Annotated in this window: 27 protein-coding genes and 1 tRNA gene; 14 read left to right on the top strand and 14 right to left on the bottom strand. The window is 72.5% G+C overall.

Features of this window, described 5'->3' with window-relative positions; all coding sequences use genetic code 11:
• The first annotated feature begins 3 nt into the window (after positions 1 to 3).
• The 3 genes from AB5J73_RS45665 (at position 4) to AB5J73_RS45655 (ending at position 2784) form a co-directional block, all read left to right on the top strand.
• Complete coding sequence (locus AB5J73_RS45665) at positions 4 to 1362, top strand: MFS transporter (protein WP_370965989.1); 1359 nt, start codon at positions 4 to 6, stop codon at positions 1360 to 1362.
• Positions 1363 to 1383: 21 nt separating this feature from the next.
• Entirely contained in the window at positions 1384 to 1950 is a 567-nt protein-coding gene (locus tag AB5J73_RS45660; RefSeq protein WP_370965986.1) for a carboxymuconolactone decarboxylase family protein, read from the top strand.
• Between the two features lie 63 nt (positions 1951 to 2013).
• Positions 2014 to 2784, top strand: coding sequence for a hypothetical protein (locus tag AB5J73_RS45655; protein WP_370965984.1), 771 nt, complete (start codon positions 2014 to 2016; stop codon positions 2782 to 2784).
• Here the strand turns inward: AB5J73_RS45655 and AB5J73_RS45650 are convergent.
• Positions 2756 to 3709: a sigma-70 family RNA polymerase sigma factor gene (locus AB5J73_RS45650; protein ID WP_370965981.1), complete on the bottom strand. Its 954-nt coding sequence runs from the start codon at positions 3707 to 3709 to the stop codon at positions 2756 to 2758. The genes AB5J73_RS45655 and AB5J73_RS45650 overlap by 29 nt on opposite strands.
• Before the next feature lie 41 nt (positions 3710 to 3750).
• On the opposite strand from AB5J73_RS45650, the gene dnaG reads away from it, so the two are divergent.
• The 3 genes from dnaG to AB5J73_RS45635 are packed head-to-tail and all read left to right on the top strand — an operon-like array spanning position 3751 to position 6987.
• On the top strand, positions 3751 to 5655 hold the full coding sequence (dnaG, locus tag AB5J73_RS45645; protein WP_370965978.1) for a DNA primase: 1905 nt from the start codon (positions 3751 to 3753) through the stop codon (positions 5653 to 5655).
• 1 nt (position 5656) lies between these two features.
• Positions 5657 to 6178 (top strand): hypothetical protein, encoded by a 522-nt coding sequence (locus tag AB5J73_RS45640; RefSeq protein WP_370965976.1) that lies wholly within the window; start codon positions 5657 to 5659, stop codon positions 6176 to 6178.
• A 47-nt stretch (positions 6179 to 6225) separates the two neighbouring features.
• A complete protein-coding gene (locus AB5J73_RS45635; protein WP_370973537.1) occupies positions 6226 to 6987 on the top strand; it encodes a trans-aconitate 2-methyltransferase in 762 nt (253 codons plus the stop codon).
• Here AB5J73_RS45635 and AB5J73_RS45630 read toward each other — a convergent pair.
• Entirely contained in the window at positions 6984 to 7154 is a 171-nt protein-coding gene (locus tag AB5J73_RS45630) for a hypothetical protein (RefSeq protein ID WP_166641722.1), read from the bottom strand. The genes AB5J73_RS45635 and AB5J73_RS45630 overlap by 4 nt on opposite strands.
• Before the next feature lie 167 nt (positions 7155 to 7321).
• On the opposite strand from AB5J73_RS45630, the gene AB5J73_RS45625 reads away from it, so the two are divergent.
• A tRNA-Asn gene (locus tag AB5J73_RS45625) sits at positions 7322 to 7394 on the top strand.
• Between the two features lie 51 nt (positions 7395 to 7445).
• Here AB5J73_RS45625 and AB5J73_RS45620 read toward each other — a convergent pair.
• Positions 7446 to 9419, bottom strand: coding sequence for a tetratricopeptide repeat protein (locus tag AB5J73_RS45620; protein ID WP_370965973.1), 1974 nt, complete (start codon positions 9417 to 9419; stop codon positions 7446 to 7448).
• Between the two features lie 215 nt (positions 9420 to 9634).
• On the opposite strand from AB5J73_RS45620, the gene AB5J73_RS45615 reads away from it, so the two are divergent.
• The gene (locus AB5J73_RS45615; RefSeq protein ID WP_370965971.1) at positions 9635 to 10618 is read left to right on the top strand and encodes a hypothetical protein; all 984 of its coding nucleotides are present in this window, start codon (positions 9635 to 9637) and stop codon (positions 10616 to 10618) included.
• A gap of 12 nt (positions 10619 to 10630) precedes the next feature.
• Here the strand turns inward: AB5J73_RS45615 and AB5J73_RS45610 are convergent, their stop codons facing one another.
• From AB5J73_RS45610 to AB5J73_RS45600, 3 genes are read right to left on the bottom strand one after another with little or no spacing between them, the layout of a single operon-like run.
• Entirely contained in the window at positions 10631 to 11500 is an 870-nt protein-coding gene (locus tag AB5J73_RS45610) for a hypothetical protein (RefSeq protein ID WP_370965969.1), read from the bottom strand.
• Positions 11497 to 12732, bottom strand: coding sequence for an RNA polymerase sigma factor (locus tag AB5J73_RS45605; protein WP_370965966.1), 1236 nt, complete (start codon positions 12730 to 12732; stop codon positions 11497 to 11499). Before AB5J73_RS45605 ends, AB5J73_RS45610 begins: the two co-directional genes overlap by 4 nt.
• Positions 12729 to 13103 carry a YciI family protein gene (locus AB5J73_RS45600; protein WP_370965964.1) on the bottom strand — a complete coding sequence of 125 codons (375 nt, stop codon included), beginning with the start codon at positions 13101 to 13103 and terminating at the stop codon, positions 12729 to 12731. Before AB5J73_RS45600 ends, AB5J73_RS45605 begins: the two co-directional genes overlap by 4 nt.
• Positions 13104 to 13239: 136 nt before the next feature.
• Here AB5J73_RS45600 and AB5J73_RS45595 point away from each other — a divergent pair, with 136 nt between their 5' ends.
• A complete protein-coding gene (locus AB5J73_RS45595) occupies positions 13240 to 13596 on the top strand; it encodes an ArsR/SmtB family transcription factor (RefSeq protein WP_370965961.1) in 357 nt (118 codons plus the stop codon).
• Positions 13593 to 15620 (top strand): heavy metal translocating P-type ATPase, encoded by a 2028-nt coding sequence (locus tag AB5J73_RS45590; RefSeq protein ID WP_370965957.1) that lies wholly within the window; start codon positions 13593 to 13595, stop codon positions 15618 to 15620. Before AB5J73_RS45595 ends, AB5J73_RS45590 begins: the two co-directional genes overlap by 4 nt.
• Positions 15621 to 15698: 78 nt before the next feature.
• Here AB5J73_RS45590 and AB5J73_RS45585 read toward each other — a convergent pair whose 3' ends face one another.
• Positions 15699 to 16415 (bottom strand): cupin domain-containing protein, encoded by a 717-nt coding sequence (locus AB5J73_RS45585; RefSeq protein ID WP_370965954.1) that lies wholly within the window; start codon positions 16413 to 16415, stop codon positions 15699 to 15701.
• A 112-nt stretch (positions 16416 to 16527) separates the two neighbouring features.
• Here AB5J73_RS45585 and AB5J73_RS45580 point away from each other — a divergent pair, with 112 nt between their 5' ends.
• Together AB5J73_RS45580 and AB5J73_RS45575 are read left to right on the top strand one after the other, a co-directional pair.
• Positions 16528 to 16896 carry a DoxX family protein gene (locus AB5J73_RS45580; RefSeq protein ID WP_370965951.1) on the top strand — a complete coding sequence of 123 codons (369 nt, stop codon included), beginning with the start codon at positions 16528 to 16530 and terminating at the stop codon, positions 16894 to 16896.
• 24 nt (positions 16897 to 16920) lie between these two features.
• Positions 16921 to 17799, top strand: coding sequence for an RNA polymerase sigma-70 factor (locus tag AB5J73_RS45575; protein WP_370965949.1), 879 nt, complete (start codon positions 16921 to 16923; stop codon positions 17797 to 17799).
• A gap of 5 nt (positions 17800 to 17804) precedes the next feature.
• Here AB5J73_RS45575 and AB5J73_RS45570 read toward each other — a convergent pair whose 3' ends face one another.
• Complete coding sequence (locus AB5J73_RS45570; protein WP_370965947.1) at positions 17805 to 18776, bottom strand: tol-pal system YbgF family protein; 972 nt, start codon at positions 18774 to 18776, stop codon at positions 17805 to 17807.
• A 210-nt stretch (positions 18777 to 18986) separates the two neighbouring features.
• Between AB5J73_RS45570 and AB5J73_RS45565 the strand changes: the two genes are divergently transcribed.
• Together AB5J73_RS45565 and AB5J73_RS45560 are read left to right on the top strand one after the other, a co-directional pair.
• Entirely contained in the window at positions 18987 to 19448 is a 462-nt protein-coding gene (locus tag AB5J73_RS45565; protein ID WP_370965945.1) for a hypothetical protein, read from the top strand.
• Positions 19449 to 19586: 138 nt separating this feature from the next.
• A complete protein-coding gene (locus AB5J73_RS45560; protein ID WP_370965943.1) occupies positions 19587 to 21866 on the top strand; it encodes a LuxR C-terminal-related transcriptional regulator in 2280 nt (759 codons plus the stop codon).
• A 40-nt stretch (positions 21867 to 21906) separates the two neighbouring features.
• Here AB5J73_RS45560 and AB5J73_RS45555 read toward each other — a convergent pair whose 3' ends face one another.
• The 6 genes from AB5J73_RS45555 to AB5J73_RS45530 all read right to left on the bottom strand — a co-directional run bounded on the left by AB5J73_RS45555 (position 21907) and on the right by AB5J73_RS45530 (position 26009).
• Positions 21907 to 22722: a hypothetical protein gene (locus AB5J73_RS45555; RefSeq protein ID WP_370965941.1), complete on the bottom strand. Its 816-nt coding sequence runs from the start codon at positions 22720 to 22722 to the stop codon at positions 21907 to 21909.
• Positions 22719 to 23348 carry a hypothetical protein gene (locus AB5J73_RS45550; protein WP_370965939.1) on the bottom strand — a complete coding sequence of 210 codons (630 nt, stop codon included), beginning with the start codon at positions 23346 to 23348 and terminating at the stop codon, positions 22719 to 22721. Before AB5J73_RS45550 ends, AB5J73_RS45555 begins: the two co-directional genes overlap by 4 nt.
• A 48-nt stretch (positions 23349 to 23396) precedes the next feature.
• On the bottom strand, positions 23397 to 24359 hold the full coding sequence (locus tag AB5J73_RS45545; protein WP_370965937.1) for a hypothetical protein: 963 nt from the start codon (positions 24357 to 24359) through the stop codon (positions 23397 to 23399).
• A gap of 285 nt (positions 24360 to 24644) precedes the next feature.
• Complete coding sequence (locus tag AB5J73_RS45540) at positions 24645 to 25235, bottom strand: ATP/GTP-binding protein (RefSeq protein ID WP_191984406.1); 591 nt, start codon at positions 25233 to 25235, stop codon at positions 24645 to 24647.
• Entirely contained in the window at positions 25216 to 25587 is a 372-nt protein-coding gene (locus AB5J73_RS45535) for a DUF742 domain-containing protein (protein ID WP_370965935.1), read from the bottom strand. Before AB5J73_RS45535 ends, AB5J73_RS45540 begins: the two co-directional genes overlap by 20 nt.
• Positions 25584 to 26009: a roadblock/LC7 domain-containing protein gene (locus AB5J73_RS45530; RefSeq protein ID WP_086861080.1), complete on the bottom strand. Its 426-nt coding sequence runs from the start codon at positions 26007 to 26009 to the stop codon at positions 25584 to 25586. Before AB5J73_RS45530 ends, AB5J73_RS45535 begins: the two co-directional genes overlap by 4 nt.
• Positions 26010 to 26021: the final 12 nt, after the last annotated feature.

Genomic DNA, 26021 nt, shown 5'->3' with positions numbered 1-26021 from the left:
TTTATGCACGCATCTCGGAACCTCGCGTTCGCCGGGCTCCTGCTCGGCATGGCCATGGCCCAGCTCGACGGCCTGATCGTCACCTCGGCCCTGCCCTCGATCGGCGCCGACCTGCACGCCCGCACCGGCCTGGTCGCGGTGACCGCCGCGGGCCTGCTCACCCTGACCATCGCGACCCCGCTGCACGGCAGGCTCGGTGACCTCCACGGCCGCCGGGCGTCCTTCGCCGCGTCGGTCCTCGTGTTCGCCGCCGCCTCCGCGTGGTGCGCTGCCGCGCCCGACATCGGGTCGCTGATCGCCGCCCGCGCGCTGCAGGGGCTGGGCGGGAGCGGCCTGGTCGTGACGGCGATGAGCGCGCTCGGCGAACTGTTCGAGCGCGACGAGCTGCTGCGCCGCCAGGGCTGGCAGACCGCCGTCTTCGCGGCCGCGACCCTCGGCGGGCCGCCGCTGGGCGGGCTGCTCGCGGCCGGCCCCGGCTGGCGGTGGATCTTCCTGGTCAACCTGCCGCTGTGCGTGCCCGCCCTCCTGCTCGGGTGGCGCGGACTGCCCGCGAAACCCCGTGGCACCAGGGAAAAGCTCGACGTACCGGGCAGCGCGCTACTGGCCGTCGCGGGGTCCGCGGTGGTGGCGCTCGGCACCTTCGACGACCTCGCCCGGAGTCCACTGTGGACGCCGGTGCTGGCGGTGGCCGCCGTCGCGGCCGGGTTCCTGTTCGTCCGGCGGCAGCGCCGCACGCCGAACCCCCTGATCTCGCCCAAGGTCTTCGCGGACGCCGTCCTCAAGCGCGCGGTGGTGGTCAACGGCCTGGCGGGCGCCGGGCTCTACGGCACCTTCACCTACGTCGCGCTGGTCGCCGCGCTCGGCTCCGGCGCGGCCGGCACCGGGCTGCTGCTCGTCGCGATGACCGCCGGGCAGCTCGCCCTCTCCGCGTCCTTCGCCGCGCTGGCCCGCCGGCACCCGGACATGACTGCGTGGGGTCGTTCCGGCTGCCTGCTCGGCACGGCGGGCCTCGCCGCGATCGCCGCGGCGGCCGCGCTGGACGGCGCGCCGTGGCTGCTCGTCCCGGGGCTGTTCGCGATCGGCGCCGCCTTCGCCGTCTGCACCTCCGCCTACACCGTGCTGGGCCAGACGCGGGCGGACCGCGCGCTGCTGGGCGTCACGCTGGGGTCGCTGACCTTCGCCCGGCAGGCGGGCGGCCTGGCCGGCGCCGCGGTGTTCGGCTGGCTGGCGCTGGCCACGACCGGCGGGCTGGCGGCGCCGGGCCTGACCGTCGTGTTCGCGGGCGCGGCCGCCGTGCTGCTGGTGGCCTGGCTCACAGCGCCCGTTGTCACGTCCGCCGGAGCCGTCTCGTCCCCCTCGTGACCGAGACGAAGGAGAACGGACATGCCGCGCATCACCGCGAAGAAGACCACCGAAGCCGGACCGCTCCTCAAGCTGTGCTACCGGATCGCCGGCCGCCGCTACGGCGCCGTGCCGGAGCCGATGGCCGTCGTCGCGCACCACCCCGGCCTGCTGCGCGCGAACCTCGCGCACGAACTGCTGGTGGAACGCGCCGCCAAGAAGCTGCCGGTGAACGTCCGCGAACTCGCCGTCTACCGGGTCGCGACCCGGATCGGCTGCTCGTGGTGCGTCGACTTCGGCACCATGCTGCAGAAGCACGACGGCCTGGACGTCGAACGGCTGAAGAAGATCGACGACTACGCGACGTCGCCCGCGTTCAGCCACCAGGAACGCCTCGCGATCGCCTACGCCGACGCGATGTCCGGCGAGCGGGTCACGGTGACCGACGAGCAGGTCGCGGAGCTCGAGCGCGAGTTCGGCCGCGCAGGCGTCGTCGAGCTGACCTACCAGATCGCGCTGGAGAACTCCCGCGCCCGGATGAACAGCGCGCTCGGCATCGTCGACCAGGGGTTCACCTCGGGTGACGCCTGCCGCGTCCCGCTGCCGTAGGACACCGGGGATCGGACCCCGGGTGGACGCGCCGCCGGGGTCCGCCGCGGGACCGTTCTGCGCATGCACCTCGTCGCCAGTGAACGGATCAAGCTCTTCAGCATCGCCACGCCCTGGGTGTGCGGCCTCTTCGCGCTCGTCGCGCTGGCCTTCCCGGCCGCGCTCACGGCGCTCACCGCCACCGAGTCCCGGCTGCCGCCCACCGTCGCGAGCACCCAGTTCGGCTACCAGCTCGCGCTGGTCGCGGTGCTGGTGCTGGGCGCGCTCGCGGTGACCAGCGAGTACCACTCCGGCACGATCCACGGCACCTTCCAAGCCGTGCCCGGCCGGACGCCGGTGCTGCTGGCCAAGGCCGCCCTCGTCGCCGGGTACGCGTTCGGGATCGGCGAAGCGGCCGCGTTCACGGCCTGGCTGGTCGCCCGGGTGCTCACCCCGGACGCCGACCTGGCCCTGGACAGCGCCGCGGACTGGACGATCGTCGCCGGCACCGGGCCGGTGTTCGCGCTGGCCGCCGTCTGCGGGGTCGGCGTCGGCCTGCTCGTGCGCCACACCGCCGGGGCGGTCGCGGTGCTCGTGGCCTACCCGCTGATGGCGGAGAACGTCGTCCAGCTGATCCCGCGGGCCGGGCAGGCGATCCACCGGTGGCTGCCGCTGAACGCCGTCACGAAGTTCCTCAGCGGCACCGGCGAGGCGAACGCGGGCCGGGACGGCGGCAACGCCACGGTGCTGTCCGACTCGCCGCTGCCGCCGGGCTGGGCGCTGGCCTACTTCGGGGCCTTCGCCGTGCTGCTGCTGGCGGGCGGGATCACGCGGGCGCGTCGCCGGGACGCGTGATCCGGGCCAGCTTGTCCGGGTTCACCACGTCGTAGATCGCCACGATCTTCCCGTCGCGGACGGTCATCGCCTGCACGTGCTCGTCGAGGGCGAAGAAGCCGTCCTGGCCCGGCTGCGGAGCGAGGTACACCCCGAGATCGCCGTTGACGAGCACCGGCGTGCCGCCGGTGAGCACCCCGGGCGGGTACTTGCTGGTGAGGCCCACGAAGAACCGGGCGATCTTGTCCGCGCCGACGATGAGCTGGCGCGTGGTCCGGCCCTTGCCGTTCGAGTCGCCGACGAGCACGACGTCCGGGGCCAGCAGCTCGGTCATCGCCCGGATGTCGCCGGCCTGCAGGGCGACGACGAACTTCTCCAGGATCTTCGCCTGGTCGTCCAGCGGCACCCGCGGGGCCGGATCGGCGTCGGCGAGGGCCTTGCGGCCGCGGGACGCGTGCTGGCGCGCCGCCTCGACCGAAACGCCGAGCGCGTCCGCGATCTCGGCGAACGGCACCGAGAAGGCGTCGTGCAGCACGAAGGCGACGCGCTGCTCCGGGGTCAGCTTGTCGAGCACGACGAGCGCGGCCATCCGCAGCCCGTCGTCGCGCACGGCGACCTCGAGCGGGTCCTCGCTCACCGGCCGCCCGAACGGCGTGACGACCGGCTCCGGGAGCCAGTTGCCCACGTAGCGCTCTCGCTGCGTGGCGGCCGACTTCAGCCGGTCCAGGCAGATCCGGCCGACGACCGTGGTCAGCCAGCCGCGCAGCTCGCGGATGGCCGCGCGGCCGGCGTCGTCGAGCCCGGCCAGTCGCAGCCAGGACTCCTGGACCGCGTCCTCGGCGTCGGCGCGCGTGCCGGTCAGCCGGTAGGCCACCCCGATCAGGTGACTGCGGTGCGCGGCGAACTCCGCGGCGAGGGTGTCCTGGGCGGTGGGCGTGGAGGCCATGCCCCGAGTGTGCCGCAACCGGCACGACTAGAGTGGATGACGTGGCAGGACGGATTCGGGAGAGCGACATCGCGGAGGTGCGCGAGCGGAACCGGATCGACGAGGTCGTCGGGGAGTACGTGGCGCTGCGCCGCGCCGGTGGCGGAAGCCTGAAGGGCCTCTGCCCGTTCCACAACGAGAAGACCCCGTCGTTCAACGTCCGCCCGACGCACGGCACTTTCCACTGCTTCGGCTGTGGCGAGGGCGGCGACGTGATCAAGTTCATCCAGAAGATCGATCTGATCACCTTCGTGGAGGCCGTCGAGCGACTGGCCGACCGGGTCGGCATCCGGCTCACCTACGAAGGCGGCGGCGCGACGATCCAGCGCGACCGCGGCAGCCGCAGCCGGCTGATCGAGGCGCACCGCGCGGCCCAGGAGTTCTACGCCGAGCAGCTGGTCACCGACGAGGCGCGCGCCGCGCGGGACTTCCTGTCCGAGCGCGGGTTCGACGCCGCCGCGGCCAAGACGTTCGGCTGCGGCTACGCCCCCGGCGGCTGGGACAAGCTGACCAAGCACCTGCTCACGCGCGGGTTCGAGGTCAAGGAGCTGCTGACGGCGGGCCTGTCCAAGGAGGGCCAGCGCGGCCCGATGGACCGCTTCCACCGGCGCCTGGTCTGGCCGATCCGCGACGTCGGCAACGAAGTCGTCGGCTTCGGCGCGCGGCGGCTGTTCGACGACGACCGGATCTCGGCGAAGTACCTCAACACCGCCGAGTCGCCGATCTACAAGAAGTCGCAGGTCATGTTCGGCCTCGACCTGGCCAAGCGCGAGATCGCGAAGCGGCACCAGGTGGTCGTGGTCGAGGGCTACACCGACGTGATGGCGATGCACGCGGCGGGCGTGCCGACGGCGGTCGCGTCGTCCGGCACGGCGTTCGGCGAGGACCACATGAAGGTGCTGCGCCGGCTGATGATGGACGACGACGCCTTCCGCGGCGAAGTCATCTTCACCTTCGACGGCGACGAAGCGGGCCAGAAGGCTGCTTTGAAAGCCTTCGAAGGCGACCAGACGTTCGCCGGTCAGACCTACATCGCGGTCGCGCCGGACGGCATGGACCCCTGCGAGCTGCGCCTGGCCAAGGGCGACAGCGCGGTGAAGGACCTGGTCGCGCGGCGGACCCCGCTGTTCGAGTTCGTCATCCGCAGCACGCTCAAGAACTACGACCTCGACTCGGTCGACGGCCAGGTCGCGGCGCTGCAGAAGACGGTGCCGATGGTCGCGTCGATCAAGGACCGCGCGGCCCGCGACGGCTACGCGTCGAAGCTCGCCTGGTGGGTGGGCTGGCAGGACGTCGCCCAGGTGGTCAACCGGGTCCGCGGCAGTGCGGGCGCGACCGACAAGCGCGGGGGCGCGCCGCTGCGCCAGTCCGCGCGCGCCGAGGCCCCGTCGGCCCCGGCGAAGCAGGACGTCGCTCGCCCGGCGCCCAAGGACCCGCGGTTCGCCGTGCAGCGCGAGGCGCTGAAGGCCGCGTTGCAGCAGCCGGCGATCGCCGGGCCGGAGTACGACGCCCTGCCGCTGGAGGCGTTCACGCACCCGGTGTACGTCGCGGTGCACGAGGCCGTGCTCAAGGCGGGTGGCGCGGGTTCCGGCCTGACCGGCCCGGCGCTGCTGGACGCCGCGGCCCCGCACTGCCCGGAAGGGACGGTCCGGCGGGTGCTGTCCGAGCTGGCCGTGGAACCGTTGCAGGCCAAGGACGAAGTCGACTCGCGGTACATCTCGTCGATCCTCGCGCGGCTGCAGGAGGGGCTCGTCGGCCGCCAGATCGCGGAGATCAAGGGCAAGCTGCAGCGGCTGTCGCCGGTCGAAGCGCCGGACGACTACCGCGCGCTGTTCGGCGACCTCGTCGCGCTCGAGCAGTACAAGAAGTCGCTGGGCGAGCAGGCGGCCGCCGGCGCGTGGGGCTGAGATGAGCTTCCTGCGCCGGTTGCTGGGCGACCGCACGCCGCCCGACTTCCCGGGCACGCTCTCGCCGGGTGAGGACGTCGTCGACAGCGCCCCGGTCGAGGGCGGCGGCCACTTGGTCGTGACGGCGCTGGGCCTGTGGGTCCCGGACGGCGACGGCGCGCGGCGCGTCGGCTGGCACCTGGTCGCCAAGGCGACCTGGTCCGACGGCGTGTTCACGCTGACCGAGTCGGCCGAGGAGAGCACCGCGGGTGCGGCAGTCGTGCTGGCCGACCTGCCACCGGTCCGCTTCCGGCTGCCGGAGCCGGGCAAGGTGCCGCGCGAGGCCTACCAGCGCGTCGAGGGCTCGATCCGCTCACGGCACCGGCAAGAGATCGGGTCCGGGGGAGCGTGGTTCGTCCAGCGCAAGATCCCGGGCCGCGACGGCGCGGTCCTGCAGGTCCGCCCGGACCCCGGCACCGACGCCACCCTGGTGGCGGCCATCGCCGAGCAGGCCGCCGCGAAGCTGGTCAACCCCGCCGAATAGCAGTACGCTCGTACTCAGTACAGGCGTACTGCTTGCTGGAGGCGACCGTGTGGGATCCCGCGAAGTACCTCGACTACGCCGACCTGCGGGCCCGGCCGTTCCACGACCTCGTCTCGCGCATCGCGGCTTCGTCGCCCCGGCGCGTGGTCGACCTCGGCTGCGGCCCGGGGAACCTGACTGTTTCTCTTCGGGATCGCTGGCCCGGCGCGGCCCTGGAGTGCGGCGATAGTTCACCCGAAATGGTGACAGCCGCACGCGCCCGCGGCCTCGACGCCACGGTGTTCGACGTCCGCGACTGGACGCCGGCACCGGACACCGACGTCGTGGTGTCGAACGCCGTCCTGCAGTGGGTCCCGGACCACGACGCGCTGCTCCGCCGCTGGGCTGCTTCGTTGCCTTCGGGCGCTTACCTGGCGGTTCAGGTGCCGGGCAACTTCAACGCGCCTTCGCACGCGCTGACGCGGGAACTCGCGGCCTCCCCGGCCTGGTCGGCCCGGCTGGCCGACGTCGTCCTGCGCGAGGACGACGCGGTCTCCAGCCCCCTCGGCTACGCGAACCTCCTGGCCGACGCGGGCTGCGCCGTCGACGCCTGGGAGACGACGTACCTGCAGCCCCTGCGCGGCGAGAACCCGGTGCTGGAGTGGATCACCGGAACGGCCCTGCGCCCGGTCCGCGCCGCACTGGCCGACGACGAATGGGACCGGTTCCGCGCGGAACTGGCCCCCCGCCTGGCGTCGGCGTACCCCACCCGCCCCGACGGCACCACGTGGTTCGAGTTCCGCCGGGTGTTCTTCGTGGCCCAGGCCTAGCGGCGCACCTTCTCACTGATCTTCGCCCGCGCAACCCCGGCGGCCCCTTGAACCATGGGGTGATCGACGACCCGGCGGTAGGTGCGCACGAGCTGCTCGTACCGCCCCCGGCCTGCCTTGGCGCCCAGTACGTACCCCAGGCCCGCCCCCAGCAGGAACTTCTTCATCCGCGTCCACGCCTTCCGTCGTCAGGTCGTCCGACTGTCCATTGTCCAGGAAAACCGGGACTCCGGTGGCGGTTGCGCCAAGTGGGGGGTGGTGTGAGGCGGGGTTGGGGCATGGGCTAAGGTTTCTCTTGTCGGTCGGAGAGACCGGCACCGGAAGTGAGCGACATTCCCCTGTAGCTCAACTGGCAGAGCATTCGGCTGTTAACCGGAGGGTTCTTGGTTCGAGTCCAAGCGGGGGAGCAGAGGCCCAGGTCAACGACCTGGGCCTTCTTTGCGTCTGGCGTCGCGCTCTCAGCGGTCATTGCTTTCTTGCCAGTGTGCGAGCCGGTCGAGGGCAGCGGCTGCGCCGGCGGGGTTGCCGGATGCGGCCAGCCAGTAGGCGAGATTGTTCAGCGTGCGCAAGGTTTTGGGGTGGTCCGGGCCCAAGGTGCGAAGCCTCTCGTCGAAAAGTCGTTCGAATTCGGCAGCCGCAGCTGCGGGGTTGCCGACCTCGCCCCGCCAGTAGGCCAGGTTGTTTCGGGTGTTCGACGTGTCCGGGTGGTCGCGCCCCAGGATGCGGAGCTGGTTGTCGAGGAGTTGTTCGTACTCCTCGGCTGCGCCGGCGGGGTCGCCGGTGCGGGCCCGCCAGTCGGCGAGGCTGTACCGGGTTCTCAGGGTGTCGGGGTGGTCGGGGCCCAGCACCCGGATCCGGTCTTCGAGGACCCTCTGGAACTCCGCAGCCGCCGCGGCGGGATCACCTCCTTCACCTTGCCAACGGGCGAGACCGTGGCGGATGGTCAACGTGCTGGGGTGGGCGCGGCCGAGTTGTTGTTCGGCGGCTGAGCGCAGCTCCGTGAAGTACGTACGGGCCTCGATCGTCAGTCCGGCGTCGCCGAGGCTCTTGCCCGCGCGGAGCAGGACGTTGTGCGCGTCCGGTGTCCACAGGTGTGGTCCGCTGCATTCGGCCAGTGTGGCGGTGTTGGCGCGCAGCACCTGCCCGAGCTGTGGATCGGTCTCGATCTCAGGCCAGATCTCCAGCAGGGCGTTTGCGGCGGCGTGGGTGATCCGCGTGCGGTAGGCGTCCGGCATCGCCTCGCGAGTGGCGCGTTGCACGAGTGCGTGGACTCGTACGGCCCGAGCTGCCGAATCCTGGCTGCGGGTGATCAGGTTGAGCCGGTGCAAGCAGCCGAGGGCATCGTAGGCTTCCGCCGCGTCGATCTCCCGCTCGGTGATCGTCGTGAGCAGATCGGTGACGGCGCTGGTGGCGAAAACGTCGGTGGGTATGCCGTTGGCGTCGAGCACGCTGGCCACGTCGAGCATCGGCCGGGCCAGTCCGGCGGGTTCGAGCCGGCTCGCGTGCTCGATGGACAGGGACCACGTCGTGGCGATGGTGGCCCGTTGCTGGTCCGGGAGTCCGTCCGTTTCGGGGAACAGCGTGGCCAGCCGGCGGTGACGGTCGTTCCACCGTGCGAGGTAGGCGGTGCACGACAGGTCGCGGTCGATCATGTAGGCGGTGGCTTGTGCCAGGGCCAGCGGCAGACACCCCAGGCTGGACGCGAGCCCGGTGATGTCGTCGCGCAGGAGCGGTTGATCGGCGAGCGCGTCGCGGAGGTAGTTGTGCGCCTCTCGGGACGTGAACAGGCCGATGTCGATCTGGCGGCGCCAGGGGCCTCGCAAGGCGGCATCGCGGCGGCGGGTGGTGACGACGACTCGCCCGGTCTCCATGGCCGGCGGCCAGAGGCCGTCGAGATCGTGCGGCTGCTGGAGGTCGTCGAGCACGATCAGCCAGCGCGCCTTGGTCGTGGCCAGCCAGGAGAGCAGGCGTCGCGCACCGCGGTCGGGATCGGGATCGGTGTGACCGTCCAGTTCGGTCGCGAGTTCGGCGTAGGCGGAGACGATCGCGTCTCGTGACCCGGCTGTCACCCAGACCAGCAGATCGAGCACGCCTGCGGCCCATGCCTGTTCCGCGTAGGTGAGCGCGATTTGAGTTTTGCCGACGCCGCCGAGCCCGGAGATCACTCCGGCGCGCACTGCGCTGCTCGAGGTGAGGACCGCGGTGTCGCCGTGCTCGAGAACGCGTGCGAGTTCGCCGGTGGCTGCACGGGGCTGGAGCGCCGTGGCGTGTTGCGGTATCGACACGGTCCGGTACGGCAGAGTCACGACTGGGCGGGGAGGGTTGTGCAGGTGGACGCCGCCGTGGACGGTGCCGATCTGCGTCAGGCGCCCGGCAACGTGGCCGGAAGCCAGGTTCGTCGCGCGAACGGGTTCGTCGGGACCGTGGCCCATCCGCCGAGTATCCCGCATCCATCGCTCGGCGCCGACCAGCAAAACTGGCTCGGGGCTGGAAAACCGGCGAGCATCGGCGCCGGGCTTCGAACGCCGTCTTGACGCGCCACCGCGGCGGGTGGCGGCGTCCGCCGAAGACTCAACCGAAGGGGCCGCTCGAGCGTGAGGGGTTCGGTGGGTCCGCGCAGGCTCGCCAGTTCACCGGGGGAGAAAACATGGGAACAGGGTTGAAACTGCTGGCCGCCGTGAGCGTGCTAGTGGTCGCCGGGCCGGCGGTGGCGTCTGCGGCTGAGGTCGCTCCGGCCGCCGTTTGCCGGGTGGCCGAGCTGCCCGGGGCGGTCGCAGGCGAGGAGGTCTACCCCGCCGGTACCGACGACCGCGGCACGTTCGTCGGTTCCGGCCGGTCGCATTTCGGCGACGACGAACACGGATTGCTGTGGCGAGGCGGTGTCACGACGGACCTGGGGGCGTTCGTCCCGTCCGCGGTCAACTCCGGTGGGGTGATGGTCGGGTCGCAGTTCGCCGATGGGATCCGGCGCGCCGCGGTGCGGTCGGGTGGTGTGACGACGTTCCTGGCGGAGCCGGGTGAGCCGGGCTCCGGGGCGACCGACATCGACGCCCGCGGTGACGTCTCGGGGTACGCCTGGGTGGGTGGCCTGTCCCGGGCCGTCGTCTGGCCGGCGGGCGCGCGGACGCCGCGGGTGCTCGACGGCGGGCCGGTGTCCACGATGGCGCTGAAGGTGGACGACTTCGGATTCGTTCTCGGCTCGGCGGGGTTCGCCGGCGACGAGGTGCAGACGGTCTACCGGCTGGACGGCACCGTCGTGCGGTCGTTCCCGGTGATCGGGCCGGGTGGGCACCGCGCGTCGGACCTGGTGGGCGGGGTGCTGATCGCCGACCGCGGCGGCGCCGAAGGCGACCAGCTCACCTTCATCGACGTGGTGACCGGACGTGAGCGCCCATTGCCTGACAGCACGTACGCCCAGGGTGGGGTCCTCGCGGCGAACGGCGTCGTCGCGGCGAAGAACCGGTCCGGGTTCCCGGCGCGGTGGAAGTACGGCCGCCAGCTGCAGCTGCCCCAGCTCGGGAACACCTACCCGCTGTACCCGACGGCGATCAGTGCCGACGGGCGGCAGATCGCGGGGGTCAGCACCGACAACACGCGGCAGATCGGCACGCTCTGGACGTGCCGGAACTGACCTCCCCGCCTGCTACGCCTCGACAGCTCGGAGCCCGGCGTCGTAACTGGTCAAAGCCGCGCCGATCGCTGCCGCTGCGGTCACCTCGAAGATCGCGTCCTCGCTGTGGCCGGCCGCCTTCAGGGCGTCGATCTCGGCGTCGGTGATCTTGTAGGACGCGTCGCGAACGTTTGCGGCGTACGACTTCAGCGGCTCCGGCAGCTCCTCACCCAGCAGCGCGGCCGAACGGACCGCCTTGTCCGTGGCGCCGGGCGTTTCCAGCACGGCGTGGCGCAGGTTCCGCGCGGCGTCGCCGAGATCGGTGTAGCGGCCTTCGGCGATCAGGAAGCCCGGGAAGCGGTAGCCGAACCGGTGCAGGGAGCGGGTTCCGGTTTCGAGCTGGCCGTCGCGCAGTACGAAGCCGAACGCGTTGGCCAGGCGGTTGACGATGTTCCACACGAGGTTCACCCGCAGGGCTTCGAGAACGGCGTGGCGGGGCAGGTCGGCGACTACCGTGGCGTCGACGTGGCCGGGGGCCTGGCTGACGTTCTCCAGGAACGCGCGGACGGCCTTCAGCGCGGGACGGGCGGAGCCGGGGTCGTCCGGGTCGATTTCGCCGGTTGCGGCGATCCGGACCAGCTCGGCGTGGGTGACGGCACAGAACGGGCATTCGTGCACCTTCGCGGTGGACATGGCGAGGTACTCGCGCTCGGCCGCGGTCCAGTAGGACGGGCCGCGCATCGCCTCGGCGGTCAGGGCCAGCAGGGGGCGGGCGAAGAGGCCGGGCCGGTAGAGCAGCAGCTTCACGATGTCGGGGCTGGCCACGCCGGACGTCTTGGACGTGAGCGCGAAGAACGCCTTCGCGCGGCGGCGGTGGCCCTGGTCGAGGACGGACAGCCTCATCGGTTCTCCACGGTGTCGAGGGCGTGCAACCGGCTCGCGAGGTAGCGCCGGTCGGCGGGTTTGGTGGCGAGGTCGTGGGCGCGCCGGTACGCGGCCGCCGCGTCGGCGGTCCGGCCGAGGCGGCGCAGGAGGTCGGCGCGGGCGGCGTGCAGCAGGTGGTAGCGGTCGAGGCCGTCGATCCGGTCGATCAGCTCGAGCCCGTCGGCCGGCGTGGTGGCCATGGCGACCGCGACGGCGTGGTTCAGCGCCACCACCGGAGACGGGGTCAGCTCCAGCAGCCGGGAGTAGAGGCCGGCGATGCCCGCCCAGTCCGTCAGCTCGGCCGCGGGCGCCTGGGCGTGCCGGACGGCGATCGCGGCCTGCAGCTGGTACGGCCCCGGCGCGCCGAGCCGCAGCGCGTTCTCCAGCAGCCCGGCCGCTTCGGCGATCTCGGTGCGGTCCCACCGCGATCGGTCCTGGTCCGCCAGCAGTACGACGTCGCCGGCCGCGTCGTAGCGGGCGGCGGCGCGCGAGTCCTGCAGGAGCAGCAGCGCGGTCAAGCCGAGCGCCTCGGGCTCGTCGGGCATCAGGGTGGCGACGAGCTTGGCCAGCCGGATCGCTTCCCGCTGCAGTTCGCGGAACTCCGGCCGGTCCGGGCCGGCGGTATAGCCCCGGGTGAAGATCAGGTAGACGACCGCGAGGACGCCGGAGAGCCGTTCGGGCAGGAGGTGGTCGGCGGGGACGTCGAGGCTGATCCGCGCGTCGCGGATCTTGCGTTTGGCCCGGACCAGGCGCTGGGCCAGCGCGGGTTCGGCGACGAGGAAGGTGCGGGCGATCTGCCCGGCGGTCAGGCCCGCGACGGCCTGCAGCGTCAGGGCGACGCGGGCTTCTTCGGCGAGGGCGGGGTGGCAGCAGGTGAAGATGAGGCTCAGCCGCTCGTCCCCGAGGCCGAGCAGTCGCTCATCGCCGTGGTCCACGGTCGTCACCTCCGGCGGTGGGCCGAGCTCGGCGAGCTTCTCCCGGCCCCGGCGGGCCCGGCGGATGCGGTCGATCGCCTGGGTGCGGGCCGCGGTCAGCAGCCAGGCGACCGGGTCGTCCGGCGTCGTGGCCTCCCACTTGCGCAAGGCGAGCGCGCAGGCGTCCTGCAGGGCGTCCTCGGCGAGTTCGAAGTCGCCCAGGACGCGCACCAGCGCGGCGAGCATCCGGGAGCGGTGCTCGCGGTAGGTCTCCAGCAGGACGGCCGCCGCGGTCATGCGCCGGCCGAGGCCCGGTGGTCGAGGTCGGGGACGCCGGCGATCGGGCGGACTTCGATGGTGCCGTCGGCGGCCATCGGGCACAGCGCGGCCAGCTCGAGCGCTTCGTCGAGCGTGGCGCAGTCCAGGACGTAGGCGCCGCCGAGGTGCTCGTGGGTCTCGAGGAACGGGCCGTCGGTGATCAGCGTCCGGCCCTCGCGGACGGCCACCGTGGTCGCGGTGTGCTCGCCCTGCAGCGGGTGCCCGGCGACGAACGCGCCCCGCCGCCGGCACTCGTCGGCGAAGGCGTTCACCGCGGCCAAGGCCGCAGGGAAGCGCGGGTCGCCCGGTTCGGGGCGGTCGCAGTTGTAGATCAGCAGCATGTACTGCACGTGTCCTCCGGCTCGGGCGGTGGTGCTCCGTCGAAGAGGATGACGAACGGGCTGACCGTAACTCGACAGGCAGCGCGGAGCGAGGTGCCGCGGCCCACCGTTGCCTCAACATATCAACGGACGTTAGATTGAAGTGGTGAGCGACGATCGGTGTGAGCTGCTGTGCCTGGACCTAGACCACGCCGAGGCCCTCCGCGTCGCGCTTCCCGGCGACGACGCGCTGCGGGCGCGCGCGGAAGTGCTGCGCGCCCTCGGCGACCCGACGCGGCTGCGGATCGCGCACGCCCTGTCGGTGGGCGACGAGCTGTGCGTGTGCGACCTGGCGTGGATCGTCGGGTCGTCGCAGGGGCTCGTCTCCCACCACCTGCGGCAGCTGCGCTCGGCCGGGCTGGTGACCTCGCGCCGGGACGGGAAGCTGGTGATGTACCGGCTCGCGGACGCGGGACGACGGGTGCTGGCGACGGTCGCCGCGCCGGTGGCGGGTCCGGCATGAGCGACGCGTGCTGCGGGCCCGGCGACGACCACGACGAGGCCGGCCCGCCCGAAGCCCGGCAGCGGTTCTGGCAGGTCCCCGAGATCCGCCTGGCCGGCATCGCGGGCATCCTGCTGGCCGGCGGACTCGCCGCCGGCCGGCTGGACTGGCGACCCGGCGAGGTCGGCCTGCTCCTGGCCGCCGCGGCGGCCGGTGGCTGGACGTTCGTGCCCGGCACCCTGCGCGCCCTGGCCCAGCGCCGGGTCGGCGTCGGCACCCTGATGACGATCGCGCTCGTGGGGGCGTTGGTGCTCGGCCAGTTCGCCGAAGCGGCGATGCTGGCTTTCCTGTTCTCGATCAGCGAGGCCCTCGAGGACTACTCGCTGGCGCGCACCCGCCGTGGCCTGCGAGCACTGCTCGCCCTCGTGCCCGACGAGGTCCGCGTCGTGCGCGGCGGCCGCGAGTCGACGATCGCGCCGGCGGACCTGCGCATCGGCGACCGCATGCTGATCCGCGCCGGGGAACGGATCGCGAGCGACGGAATTGTCCTGAGTGGACGGTCCGCTGTGGACACCTCGGCGATCACCGGCGAGTCGGTCCCGGTGGAGACCGGCCCGGGCGCCGGGGTGTACGCGGGCGCGATCAACGGTACCGGCGTGCTCACGGTCGAGGCGACCGCGACGGTCGACGGCAACTCGCTGGCGAAGGTCGTCCGGGTGGTCGAGGACGCCCAGCGGCGGAAGGGGGACCGGCAGCGGCTGGCCGACCGGATCGCCCGTCCGCTGGTCCCCGCGGTCATGGTGCTGGCCGTGCTGGTCGCCGGGCTCGGCGCGCTGGTCGGCGATCCGGTCACCTGGCTCGAGCGGGCGCTGGTCGTGCTGGTCGCGGCCGCTCCGTGCGCGATGGCGATCTCGGTCCCGGTGACCGTGATCGCGGCCGTCGGCGCGGCGAGCCGCTTCGGCGTGCTGGTCAAGGGCGGCGCCGCGCTGGAGACCCTGGGCGCCGTCCGGGTCGTCGCGCTGGACAAGACCGGCACGCTGACCCGCAACCGCCCGGTGGTCACCGAGGTCGTGCCCGCCGACGGCGTCACCGGCGACAGTGTTCTCGAGGTCGCCGCGGCGCTCGAGGCGCGGAGCGAACACCCGCTGGCCGCGGCCATCCTCGCCGCCGCCGGGCCGCCGGCCGCGGCCGAATCGGTCGTCACGGTCCCGGGAGCCGGCCTCGAAGGGATCGTCGGCGGCACCCCGGCGCGACTGGGCAACCCGACCTGGATCAGCGCGGGACCGCTGGGTGACGCGGTTTCCCGGCTGGAAGAGAGCGGGACGACGGTCGCCGTCGTCGAGCGCGGCGGCACCGTGCTCGGGGTGGTCGGGATCCGGGACGAGCTGCGCCCGGAAGCCGCCGAGGTCGTGACCGAGCTGCGGGCCGCGGGCGTCGAGGTCGCCATGCTGACCGGCGACAACGCCCGCACCGCCGCCGCGCTGGCGGCCCAGGCCGGGATCGGGCAGGTCCACGCCGGGCTCAAGCCCACGGACAAGGCCGGCCTCGTGCGGAGCATGCAGGGCCGCCGAGGCGCGGTCGCGATGGTCGGTGACGGCGTCAACGACGCCCCGGCGCTCGCGACCGCCGACGTCGGCATCGCGATGGGGGCGATGGGCAGCGACGTCGCCATCGAGACCGCCGACGTCGCGCTGATGGGCACCGACCTGCGCCACCTGCCCCAAGCGCTGCGCCACGCCCGCCGGGCGCGCGGGATCATGCTGCAGAACATCGGCCTGTCCGCCGCGATCGTGCTGACCCTGGTGCCGCTGGCGGCGTTCGGTGTGCTGAGCCTGGCCACGGTGGTGTTCGTGCACGAGCTGGCCGAGGTGTTCGTCATCGGCAACGGCGTCCGGGCCGGACGGCTGCGCCCGCTGCGCGGCGAGACCGCCCCCGGACCTGTGGCGATCCAACGGGTTCCCATCCGTATGGAGTCCGAAGAGGACGGTTGCGCGTGTTGTGCGCCGGGCGAGGAGTCCGCGGCCGGGCAGCTCCGACGATCGTGATGCCGCGGTGATCCGGTGGTGCGGGTGGCGACCGCGGCACCCTGGACGCGCTCGCCGACGTCGCCGCCTACCTGCCGATCAAGGGGTGACCTGGTCCAGTCGCGGGGTTTCGCCGGGGCCGGCGGGGAAGTGGGCCACGAACGTGACCCCCTCGCCCTGGGCGTCGAACCGCGCGATCCGCGTCGCCTCGGGCTCGTAGAAGACGTCACCGCGGCTCAGCAGCACCGGGGGTTCGCCCTCGATCTGGTACACCGCCGAACCTTTTTCGATGCTGCCGAACACCGGTCCGTTGTGGACGTGCAACCCGGTTCCGCCGCCGGGGGCGATCGAGATGCGGCGGATCTCGAAGTGGTCGATCACGCGGGGTGCCGGGAGGTGCTGCTCCAGCACCAGGGCGCGGGTCGCCACGGGTAGCTCGTCGAGTTCCGGGATCGAGCCGAGTTCCGTCGGCGTGCCGTCCGCCGGGAGTTCCTCGATCGCCAGGTGGGTCAACGGCGTCGTGTCGGTGGCGCCGTGCCAGTGCCACTCGCCCGGTGCCACGCGGACCGTGTCGCCCGGGCGGATCAGCCGGGGCGGGGTGCCCCGGCTCTGGACGTGGCCCATTCCCTCCGTCACGACCAGGACCTGGCCGAGCGGGTGGCGGTGCCAGCGGGTGCGGGCGCCCGGGGCGAAGTGCACCCGGTCGACCTGCGTGCGCGACGCGCCTTCGGGGGTGGCCAGTGGCGTGATCCACGCGCTGCCGGTGACCGCGTGGGCGGGGGCGGCCGCAGCCGCGGGGGTGTGGCGGATCTGCATGCCGAGCACCGTACATACTAGTAGGTACAGAGAGCAAGTGATCCAGGTCATGCGCTGTCACAGCCGACCTCCGCGCGGTGTCTTGAGGCCGAACCGACAGAAGGAGACCGCCATGAACCTGGCGCTGTGGATCGCCGCCGGCACGCTCGCGCTCGTCGCGCTCGCCGGGGGTGTCAGCAAAGCCTTCGTGCCCAGGGAGAAGCTGGCCGCCGCGCCGGGCGGGGAGTGGACCGCCGCGGCCAAGCCCGGGTTCGTCAAGGGGCTCGGGGTGCTCGAACTGCTCGCCGCCGCCGGGCTGGTGCTGCCCGCGCTGACCGGGATCGCGCCCGTGCTCGTGCCGGTGACCGCCGTCTGCTGGGTGCTGCTGATGATCGGTGCGATGATCACCCACGTCCGGCACGGCAGCGCGAACCTGGTGGTCCTGAACGTCGCGTACCTCGCCGTGGCCGTGTTCGTCGCCTGGGGGCGGTTCGCGGTCTGACCGCGGCCGGGAAAGGAGCCGACCATGAACGCCACCGACACCTTCGTCGCCCACCGGAACCTGCTGTTCACCGTCGCCTACGAGATGCTCGGGTCCGCGGCCGACGCCGAGGACGTGCTGCAGGAAACCTGGCTGCGGTGGGCGGACGTCGACCCGGCCGGGGTGCGCGACGAACGCGCCTACCTGGTCCGGATCACCACCCGCCTGGCGCTCAACCGGCTGCGCACCATGAAGCGCCGCAAGGAGGCCTACGTCGGCCCCTGGCTCCCGGAACCGCTGCTCACCACGCCGGACGTCGCCGAGGACGTCGAGCTCGCCGAGAGCGTTTCGATGGCGCTCATGCTCGTCCTCGAAACGCTCGCGCCGACCGAACGCGCCGTCTTCGTGCTGCGCGAGGTCTTCGACTTCGGGTACGACGAGATCGCGGCCGCCGTCGGCAAGACCCCCGCCGCCGTCCGGCAGATCGCGCACCGCGCGCGGCGGCACGTCGACGCCCGGCGCCCGCGCGAGACCGTCACCGCGCGCGAAACCCGGGCGGTGCTGGAGTCGTTCCAGCGCGCGCTGGAAAGCCGGGACCTGCAAGGACTCCTCGACGTCCTCGCCCCCGACGTCGTCATGATGAGCGACGGCGGCGGCGTCAAGCAGGCCGTGCCGCGGCCGATCACCGGCGCCGACCGGCTCGCGCGCCTGGTCCTCGGCGGCATCGCCAAGAACGACGCCGCGCTCACCACCGAGGCCACCGTGGTCAACGGGAACCCGGGCCTCACCCTGCACCTCGACGGCGAGCTCGACGGCGTCATGGCCGTGCGGGTCGAGGGCGGGCGCATCGCCGGCCTCTACTACGTGCGCAATCCGGAGAAGCTGACCCGCGTCGGCTCCGAAACCCCGCTGACCCTGCGCTGAGCCGCTCAGACGTGCGTCGAGCTCACCGCGAACGCGGTGATGTGGTCGGCCAGCGCGCGGACGCCGGCGTGGCCGCGGTGCTTCTCCGCCTCCAGCTTGAGCGGCCGCAGGCGGTCCTTGGTGCGGACGGACTTCAGCGTCTCGGCCGTGTCGACCGCTTCGGTGCCGATCTCCGCGCCGCGCTCCAGCTCGCCGTCGATCAGGTGGTCGGTGGCCAGCATCGCCAGGCAGAAGGAGCGGCTGCGGGCCATGTCCTGGTCGTAGCGGCCGACCGCGCGGGTCAGCGCGGCGATCGCGGCCCGGGCGCGGTGGGGGCGGACGCGCACGGCGAGTTCGGTGTGCACCGTGCCGGCCATCGCGGAGACGTCGGTCTCGGTGAAGAACCGCGCCCAGTCCGGCGGTTCGCCGGGGCCGGCCGCCTCGAACTCTTCGCCGGCCCGGTCGAGCAGGTCGAGCGCGAGCTGCTCGTCGCCCTTTTCGGCGTACGCCCACGCCTGGTTCGCGCTGAGGATGCTCGCCGCCAGCGCCGATCCGGATCGCCGCGCCGCCAGCCTGCCGTGCTGGAACTGGGCGAGCGCTTCGTCCGCGGCCCCGTGGTGCAGGTGGATCCGGCCGCGCCGGTAGCGGAGGTTGGCGGCCAGGTCGTCCTGCCCGCAGTGCTCGGCCAGGCTCAGCGCCAGGTCGAGGTGGTGGTGCGCGGCCCCGACGTGCCCGCTGTCGAAGCTCGTCCACGCGGCCAGGTTGTGCAGGTCGGCCACCGCGGTGCACAGCCGCGTCCGCACCGGCTCGGCCACGGACGCCCGGAGCAGCTCGTGTCCGCGCTGGATCCGGACGAGCACGGCGTCACGGCACATGCCGCCGCCGCTGCGGTAATCGACCGACCGCAACGCCCTGGTCTGCGCTTCCAGCTGCTCAACGTCCCGCGGACCGGGCCGGTCGGGGATCGCTCGGCGAAGGTCGAACTCGGAGTTGGTCATGACGACGGCTCCCGGCATCACCCCTGAGTGACCCAGAAGCTTACTCGCCACGCGGGCCTCCGGCGACCGCCGCGACTGCGGGAGGTAGTCCCGCGGGTGCGTTCGGTGATCCGGAACAGGTATGGAGTCGGGTACTTGTACGGGTGCGGCGCGCGGCCGTCCGGAGCAGTCTCGGACGCGCCGCAGAAGTCCGCAGGAGGTTCGGAACCCATGGTGCACGGCCGGCCGCGTCCCCTCCTCCGGGTCGTCACCCCCTCGGACGTCCCGGAGGCGCGGCCGGCCCCCTCGCCCGCCCGCGGCCGCGACCGCTACGCCGACCTCCCCGACCGGCGGCTGGCCGCGATCCTGGCCGCCGAGGACACCGCCGAGGAGCACGGCCTCAGCCCGCACACCCGCAGCACCTGCTACGTCCACCGGTGCTGGACCCACCAGTGCGTCGGCGATCCGCTGCACGTCCTGATCGCCACCGGGCACCGGTGGTGCCGCCGCTGCGAATGCCCGGTCGACGTCGCCGTCGACGAAACCCCGCCCGGGGCGGTGCACCTGTTCTGCCCGCGCTGCGGTCAGGCCGGTTCGGCGGCGAACCGCGACGTCCGCCAGGCCTGCCGGACGAGCCTGGCCGCGATGCACGGCGGGGACGCGCCGACGCTGTACGGGATCCCCGACGCCTGACGGCCCCGCGTTGCAACCTCCGAGGGACGCCCGCGCCTTCGCATTGACCGGTCCGTGACGCCTCCCTACGGTTCACACGTGGGCAAGGCCGGCACCGGGTGCGAGAGGGGCAACCTGCCTGCGGACACCACGAGTTTCGTGGGACGCAAGGCCGACGTCGCCGAGGTCAAGCAGCTGCTGACGCGGGCGCGGCTGGTCACGCTGACCGGGGTGGGCGGGGTCGGCAAGACCCGGCTCGCCGTGCAGACCGCCGCCGGGCTGTCCCGCGCGTTCCCCGACGGTGTCTGGCTGGTCGAACTCGCCGGGCTGCAGGACCCGGCGCTCGTGGCGCACACGGTGCTCGAGGCGCTGGGCGTGCACGACGAAACCGGCCGGGGCCCGGCGGCCGTGCTCGCCGAACACCTGCGGGACCGCCGGACGCTGGTGGTCCTGGACAACTGCGAGCACCTCCTCGACGCCTGCGCCGGGCTGGCCCACGACCTGCTGCGGGCCGCGCCGGGACTCCGGTTGCTCGCGACCAGCCGGGAGCGGCTCGCGCTGGCCGGCGAGCACCTGTGGCCGGTCCCGCCGCTGCCCGTGCCGGAACCGGGCCGCCCGCTGGCCGGCGGGGCGTGGCTGCGCTACCCGGCGCTGACGCTGTTCGCCGAGCGCGCGGCCGCGGTCGACCCGGAGTTCGCGGTCACGGAGGAGAACCAGGAGCGCGTCGGCTCGATCTGCCGCCTGCTGGCCGGGATCCCGCTGGCGATCGAGCTGGCCGCCGTCCGGCTGCGGGTGCTGACGCTGGCGGAGCTGGAAACCGGGCTGGGCGACTGCTTCGGGTTGCCCGGCACGGTGAAGCGCGGCGGTGAGCCGCGGCACCAGACGCTGCGGGCCGCCGTCGAATGGAGCTTCGCGTTGTGCAGCCCGGCCGAACGGCACCTGTGGGCGCGAGCGTCGGTCTTCGCAGGCGGCTTCGACCTGGCGGCGGCCGAGCGTGTCTGCGCCGGCGACGGGCTGCCCGCCGCCGAGCTGCGGAACCGGCTCGCCGGGCTGGTGGAGAAGTCGGTGCTGATCCGCGAGGCCGACGGCGACCGGCAGCGGTTCCGGCTGCTGGAGCCGCTGCGGCAGTTCGGCCGCGACAAGCTGGCCGCGTCCGGCGAGACGGCGGTGGTGCTGCGGCGGATGCGGGACCACTACCTCGACGTCGCCGAGCGGAGCGAGCGGGCGTGGTTCGGCCCGGAGCAGGCGGACATCTTCCGGCGGACCCGCCTGGAACACGCGAACCTGCGGGCCGCGCTGGACTACAGCCTGACGGAACCGGGCGAGCTTGGGACGGGCCTCCGGCTGGCCTCGACGCTCTGGTTCTACTGGGCGGGCTGCGGGGTGTTCGGCGAGGGCCGCCACTGGCTCGACCGCGCCCTCGCCCTCGCCGAACCCGACGCGGAACGAGCGAAAGCGTTGTGCGTCAACGGGTACGTCGCGACGTTGCAGGGCGACCGGGCGGCCGCCGTGGCGATGCTGGAGGAGTGCCGCGCCTACGCGCGGCGGACCGGTGACGAGGTCGCGCTGGCGTACGCGACGCACCGGCTCGGCTGCAACCTGCTGGTCGGGGACGACGTCGGCGACGCGAAGGCGCTGTTCGAAGAGGCGCAGGCCCGCTACCGGCAGCTCGGCGAGCTCAACAGCAACGTGATGCTGGCGGGCATCGAACTGGCCATCGCGTCCATCTTCCTGGGCGACCTCGACCGCGCGGGCCGCCTGTGCGAAGAGGCGTGCGCGACCGGCGTCGCCCACGGCGAGCAGTGGGCGCACGCGTACGCGATCTACGCGCAGGCCCTGGTCGCACTGGGGCGCGGCGACCTCGACCGGGCGGCCGAACGCGGGCGGGACTGCCTGCGCGTGAAGAGCACGTTCCACGACCTGCTCGGCATCGTCCTGGCGATCGAGGCGCTGGCGTGGACCGAAGCCGCGCGCGAACGCTGGGAACCGGCCGCGATCATGCTGGGCTCGGCCCAGCAGATCTGGCAGGCGGTCGGCTTCCCGATGTTCGGCTCGCGGTACTTCGGCGCCCCGCACGGCGAATGCGAGACACGGACCCGGCGTGCGCTGGGGGACGGGCCGTTCGAAGCGGCGGTCCGGCGCGGGCGCGAATTCGGCCTGCCGGAGGCGATCGCCTACGCACTGGGCGACCTGGGCCCGCCCCGCCCCGAGGCAGCGGACCCGGAGCGGCCGACGCCGTTGACGGACCGGGAAGGGGAAGTCGCGTTCCTGATCGCGGAGGGCCGGTCCAACCAGGAGATCGCGGACCGGCTGGTGATTTCCCGGCGCACGGCGGAAGGGCACGTGAACCGGATCCTGCGGAAGCTGGGGTTCGACTCGCGTGCGCAGGTGGCGGCTTGGGCGGCGCGGAACCCGCAGGTGCCGACGCCGCAATCGTGAGGGGACCGGTGCCGTGCCCCGGGAACGGCACCGGCGGCCCTCAGCCCAGCCGGTCGCCCCAGTTTTCGAACGCCGTCACGACGTCCGCGGGGGCGCCGGTGTCGCGCAGGCGCTTCGTCTCCGCCTCGATGTAGTGGCGGTACAGCGGCACCAGGCCCGCGAGCAGTTCCGGCCGGGCCTCCGCCGCCTCCAGCGGGTGGCCGGCGCGGACCCGCTCCGCCAGCTTCACCAGCGAGGCCGCCGGGGTGTCCGGCTGGGACAGGAACCACTCGATCGCTTCGTCGTTGTTGGCCGCGCGGCCGGTCGGAAGCGTTGCCGAGTACAGGAACCTGACCGGGAACAGCACCGCCTTCGTGAACCACACCTTGTCGGCCAGCAGACGGCGGGGCTCGCGGAACTCGGCCGCCACCTCGTCGGTCGCCAGTACCGCGATCGCGAACCGGGCGCTCTCCAGCAACATCTCCGAAGCGGCCGGCCGGGCCACTTCGGCGAGGACGTCTTCACCGACGAGGACCACGCCGTGGTCGGCCAGCTGCAAGCGGTCCTGCGCCGGGAAGCGGCCGTCGTCGCGGCCTTCGCGCAGGGCCGGGAGGGAGGCCCAGAACACCGACAGCTTGCGGTGCAGCGGACTCCGCTCCTGCAGCGCCGCCGTGACCGGCGCGACCTGGTCGTCCTCGGGGACGTCGGTGAGCACGAGAGCGAGGTCGATGTCGCTGGCCGCCGCGGAATAGCCGCCGTAGGACAGGCTGCCCAGCAGGTACGCGCCGATCAGGCGCTCTCCCAACGCTTCCCGGTACGCCTCGGCGGCTTCGGCGGCGATCGCGCGGGCCGCGTCGGCGGGTTCAGGTGTGGTCATGCCGCCACCGTATCGCGGCGGGCGCATTCGGCGATGCGGTCGGAAACCACGCCGATCACCTGCCACGCCCGGTCGAGGACCGCGATCACCGCGTCCTCCGTCCAGTCCCCGCGCTGCCGCAGGAGTTCGTACCCCATCTCGAGGTGCTCGACGTCGGCTTCGTCGTGCAGCTCGAAGTACTCGTCCTCGGGAAACGCTTTCGTGCCGGCCTGGCTGAACACGAGGCTGCCGGCCTCCAGGGCCAGGTGCGCCAGGACCGCGCGCTGCACGCCGGGCAGGATCGCGAACTGGTCGACGAACCACGAAGCGCCCATTTCGATGACCGGGTCCCAGACCAGCTGCCGGTCCTCCGCGCGGCTGCGGGCCAGGATCTTGTCGTGGCCGACCTCTTCCTGCTGGTGCTCCAGCGCGAGCGCCCGCAGTTCCGGGTCGCTCTCGAAGCTGACCCGCGCGCTGATCATCCGCTGGAAGGCGTTCGACCACGGCTGCAGGTACGTGAGCACCGCTTTCCTGGTCTCGGCCGACGTGGTCTCGTCGGTCAGCAGGCGGATCAGGTCCGAGGACTCGTATTCCCGTTGCCGCTGCTCGTTGTGACGGGCGATGCGCTCGACGTCCTGCTGGGTCACGATCGGCTCCTTACCGTGGTGCTGCGGGAGATCATCCTTCCGGGACGGCTAGCCAAGATCAACAGGCGCGAGCGCCCGGTCGTAGACGGGGAACCGGAAGTACGTGGTCACGTCGCCCCGGCGGCCCGCTGTGCGGTAGCTCACCAGCTCCAGCACGCGCGTATCGGCGAGCGGCGCCGGCGCCAGCGCGGCGGTGAGGAGGCGGAACCGGCCCGGGTCGACGCCTTCGCGGTGCAGCAGTCCTGCCGTGCGCTCAACGGCTTCTTCGTCACTGGACGTGAGATCGGGCAGCCGCAGGTACGTCGTGGACTCCGCGGCCCGGTCCACCCCGGACCGGAACGCCAGGCAGCTCAGGGCGGCTTCACCGGCGTCGGGCCGGTCGCCGGTCAGCGTGCGGTACGCGGCCGCCGCGGCGGCCGCGTCGTGGCTCAGCGCCACCGAAGCGACGGCGTTGACCTCGGCGAGGCCGGCCTCGTGGTTGCGGTAGTAGACCTTGACCCTGGCTTCGGCTTCGTCGGCCAGGTCGACCGCGAAGAACTCGATTTCCCGTTCCCCGTCGACGGTTTCGACGCGGCGGCGGGCGTCGTCCCAGGCCACGCCCATGCCGAGCCGGTCCATCGCCTCCGCGACGGCGGCCTCGCGGTGCGCGTGCGGCCACGCGTAGAGCCCGAAGTAGGTCTTGTGGACGACCCGCGACGGCGGGCGCCAGGCGATCGAGTGCCACACCGGCGCGGGGGACGGGCGGCCCGCCCGCGGGGTGAACGTCTCGTGGACGCGGTCCAGCCGGCGGGTGACGGGCTCGGCGTCCCCCGGCCAGACGACGTCGTGGCCGAGGCTGTCGAACAGCACGCGCAGCTCGGGGTGCCCGCCGGACCAGTTCACCGACATCTCGGCCGGGAAACCGTCGTCCGCCACGTAGGACGGGTGGGCGGGCGCGAGCCCGATCCGTTCGCGCGCCCAGCGGGGGAGCGCGGCGCGCAGCATCCTGGTCGTCCGGACGGACTGTTCCACCGGGACCTCGAGCGCTTCACAGGCAGTAGACCAAAGCCCGCACAGAAAGTCACCGAAGAGACGGCCCAGTGCCGGATAGTTTTCCCTTATATATTCAGGAAAGTCCGGCACGCGACTGGTCACGAGCGGATGCTATCAGTTGGATGCTTGCTCAACTAAAAAGCTGCACCCGGGTGGTGCAACCAATTGCGCCATGTGGGTAAGCCGGTGTCCGCCGTGGACACGGAGGGACACATCGGACACCGGCGAGTCCGGACCGGACAACAAACGGACAACGCGCAGGTCTCAGACCCGGGCGGGCACGACCGTCATCGCGTGCTTCACCAACCGGATCAGCGCGAGCTTGCTGGAGTCCCTGTCACGCGCGTCACACATGACGATCGGCACTCGATCCGGGACCACGAGGGCCTCGCGGATCTCGTCGGCGGTGTAGCGCGGCGCGTTGTCGAAGCAGTTCACCGCGACGACGAACGGGATCTTCCGCCGCTCGAAGAAGTCGATGGCGGCGAAGCTGGTTTCCAGCCGCCGGGTGTCGACCAGCACGACCGTCCCGATCGCCCCGCGCGCCAGGTCGTCCCACATGAACCAGAAGCGCGCCTGCCCCGGCGTCCCGAACAGGTACAGCACGTGCCGCGGCGAGATGGTGATCCGGCCGAAGTCGAGCGCGACCGTCGTGGTGGTCTTGCGCTCCACGCCGGACAGGTCGTCGATCCCGGCGCTCGCCTCGGTGAGCACCTCTTCGGTCGTCAGCGGCGGGATCTCGCTGACCGAACCGACCATCGTGGTCTTCCCGGCGCCGAACCCGCCGGCGACGATGATCTTGACCGGCGTCGGGACCAGGTCGGTCCCCGTGCCGTCAGTACTTGATGAGGCCATCGAGAACCGCCTGGAGTGTTTCGAGGTCCGGCGACTGCGCCGGGTGGTGGGTGGGGGAGCGCGTGATCACGAGGCCGCGTTCGATCAGGTCGCCGACGAGCACGCGCACGACCCCCAGCGGGATCTTCACGTACACGGCGATCTCGGCGATCGAAACCGGGTGGCGGCACAGCTGCACGATCGCCACGTGCTCCGGGCCCAGCCCGACCGGCTCCTGCTCCGACCGCAGCGTCATCACCTGCGTGGACAGGTCCAGCCGCGCGGTGTCGGCCGGCGTCCGGCCGCTCGTGATCGTGTACGGCCGGACCAGTGGCCCGGCGGCCTCGTCGTACCAGCCGTCGTCCGAGCTCACGTGGCCTCCCGCAGGACGTGCGCCGCTTCACGCGGCGCGGACGCCATGTAGTCGCCGACCCGTTTCACCAGCCGGCTCATCTCGTAGGCGATCATCTCGACGTCGACGTTGTCCGCGGCCAGCACGGCGAGGCAGGCGCCCTGGCCCGCCGCCGAGACGAACAGGTAGCCGCGCTCCATCTCGATCATGTTCTGCAGCACCGGGCCGCGGTTGAACTGCTTGCTCACCCCCTTGGCGAGGCTCTGCAAGCTGGAGGCGATCGCCGACAGCTGGTCCGAGTCGTCCTTGCTCATGCCCGCCGACTTGCCGATGAGCAGCCCGTCGGCGGAGAGCACGATCGCGTTCTGCGCGCCGACCACGCGGCTCACCACGTCGTCGAGCAGCCAGTTGAGATCGGGTTTGGGGTTCCCGTACTCGTTCATTCGACGTCAGAC

The sequence above is a fragment of the Amycolatopsis sp. cg9 genome (assembly GCF_041346945.1).
Lineage (GTDB): Bacteria > Actinomycetota > Actinomycetes > Mycobacteriales > Pseudonocardiaceae > Amycolatopsis.
Note: the sequence above shows the minus strand (reverse complement) of the source record. Positions and strands in the feature narration are given on the sequence as shown.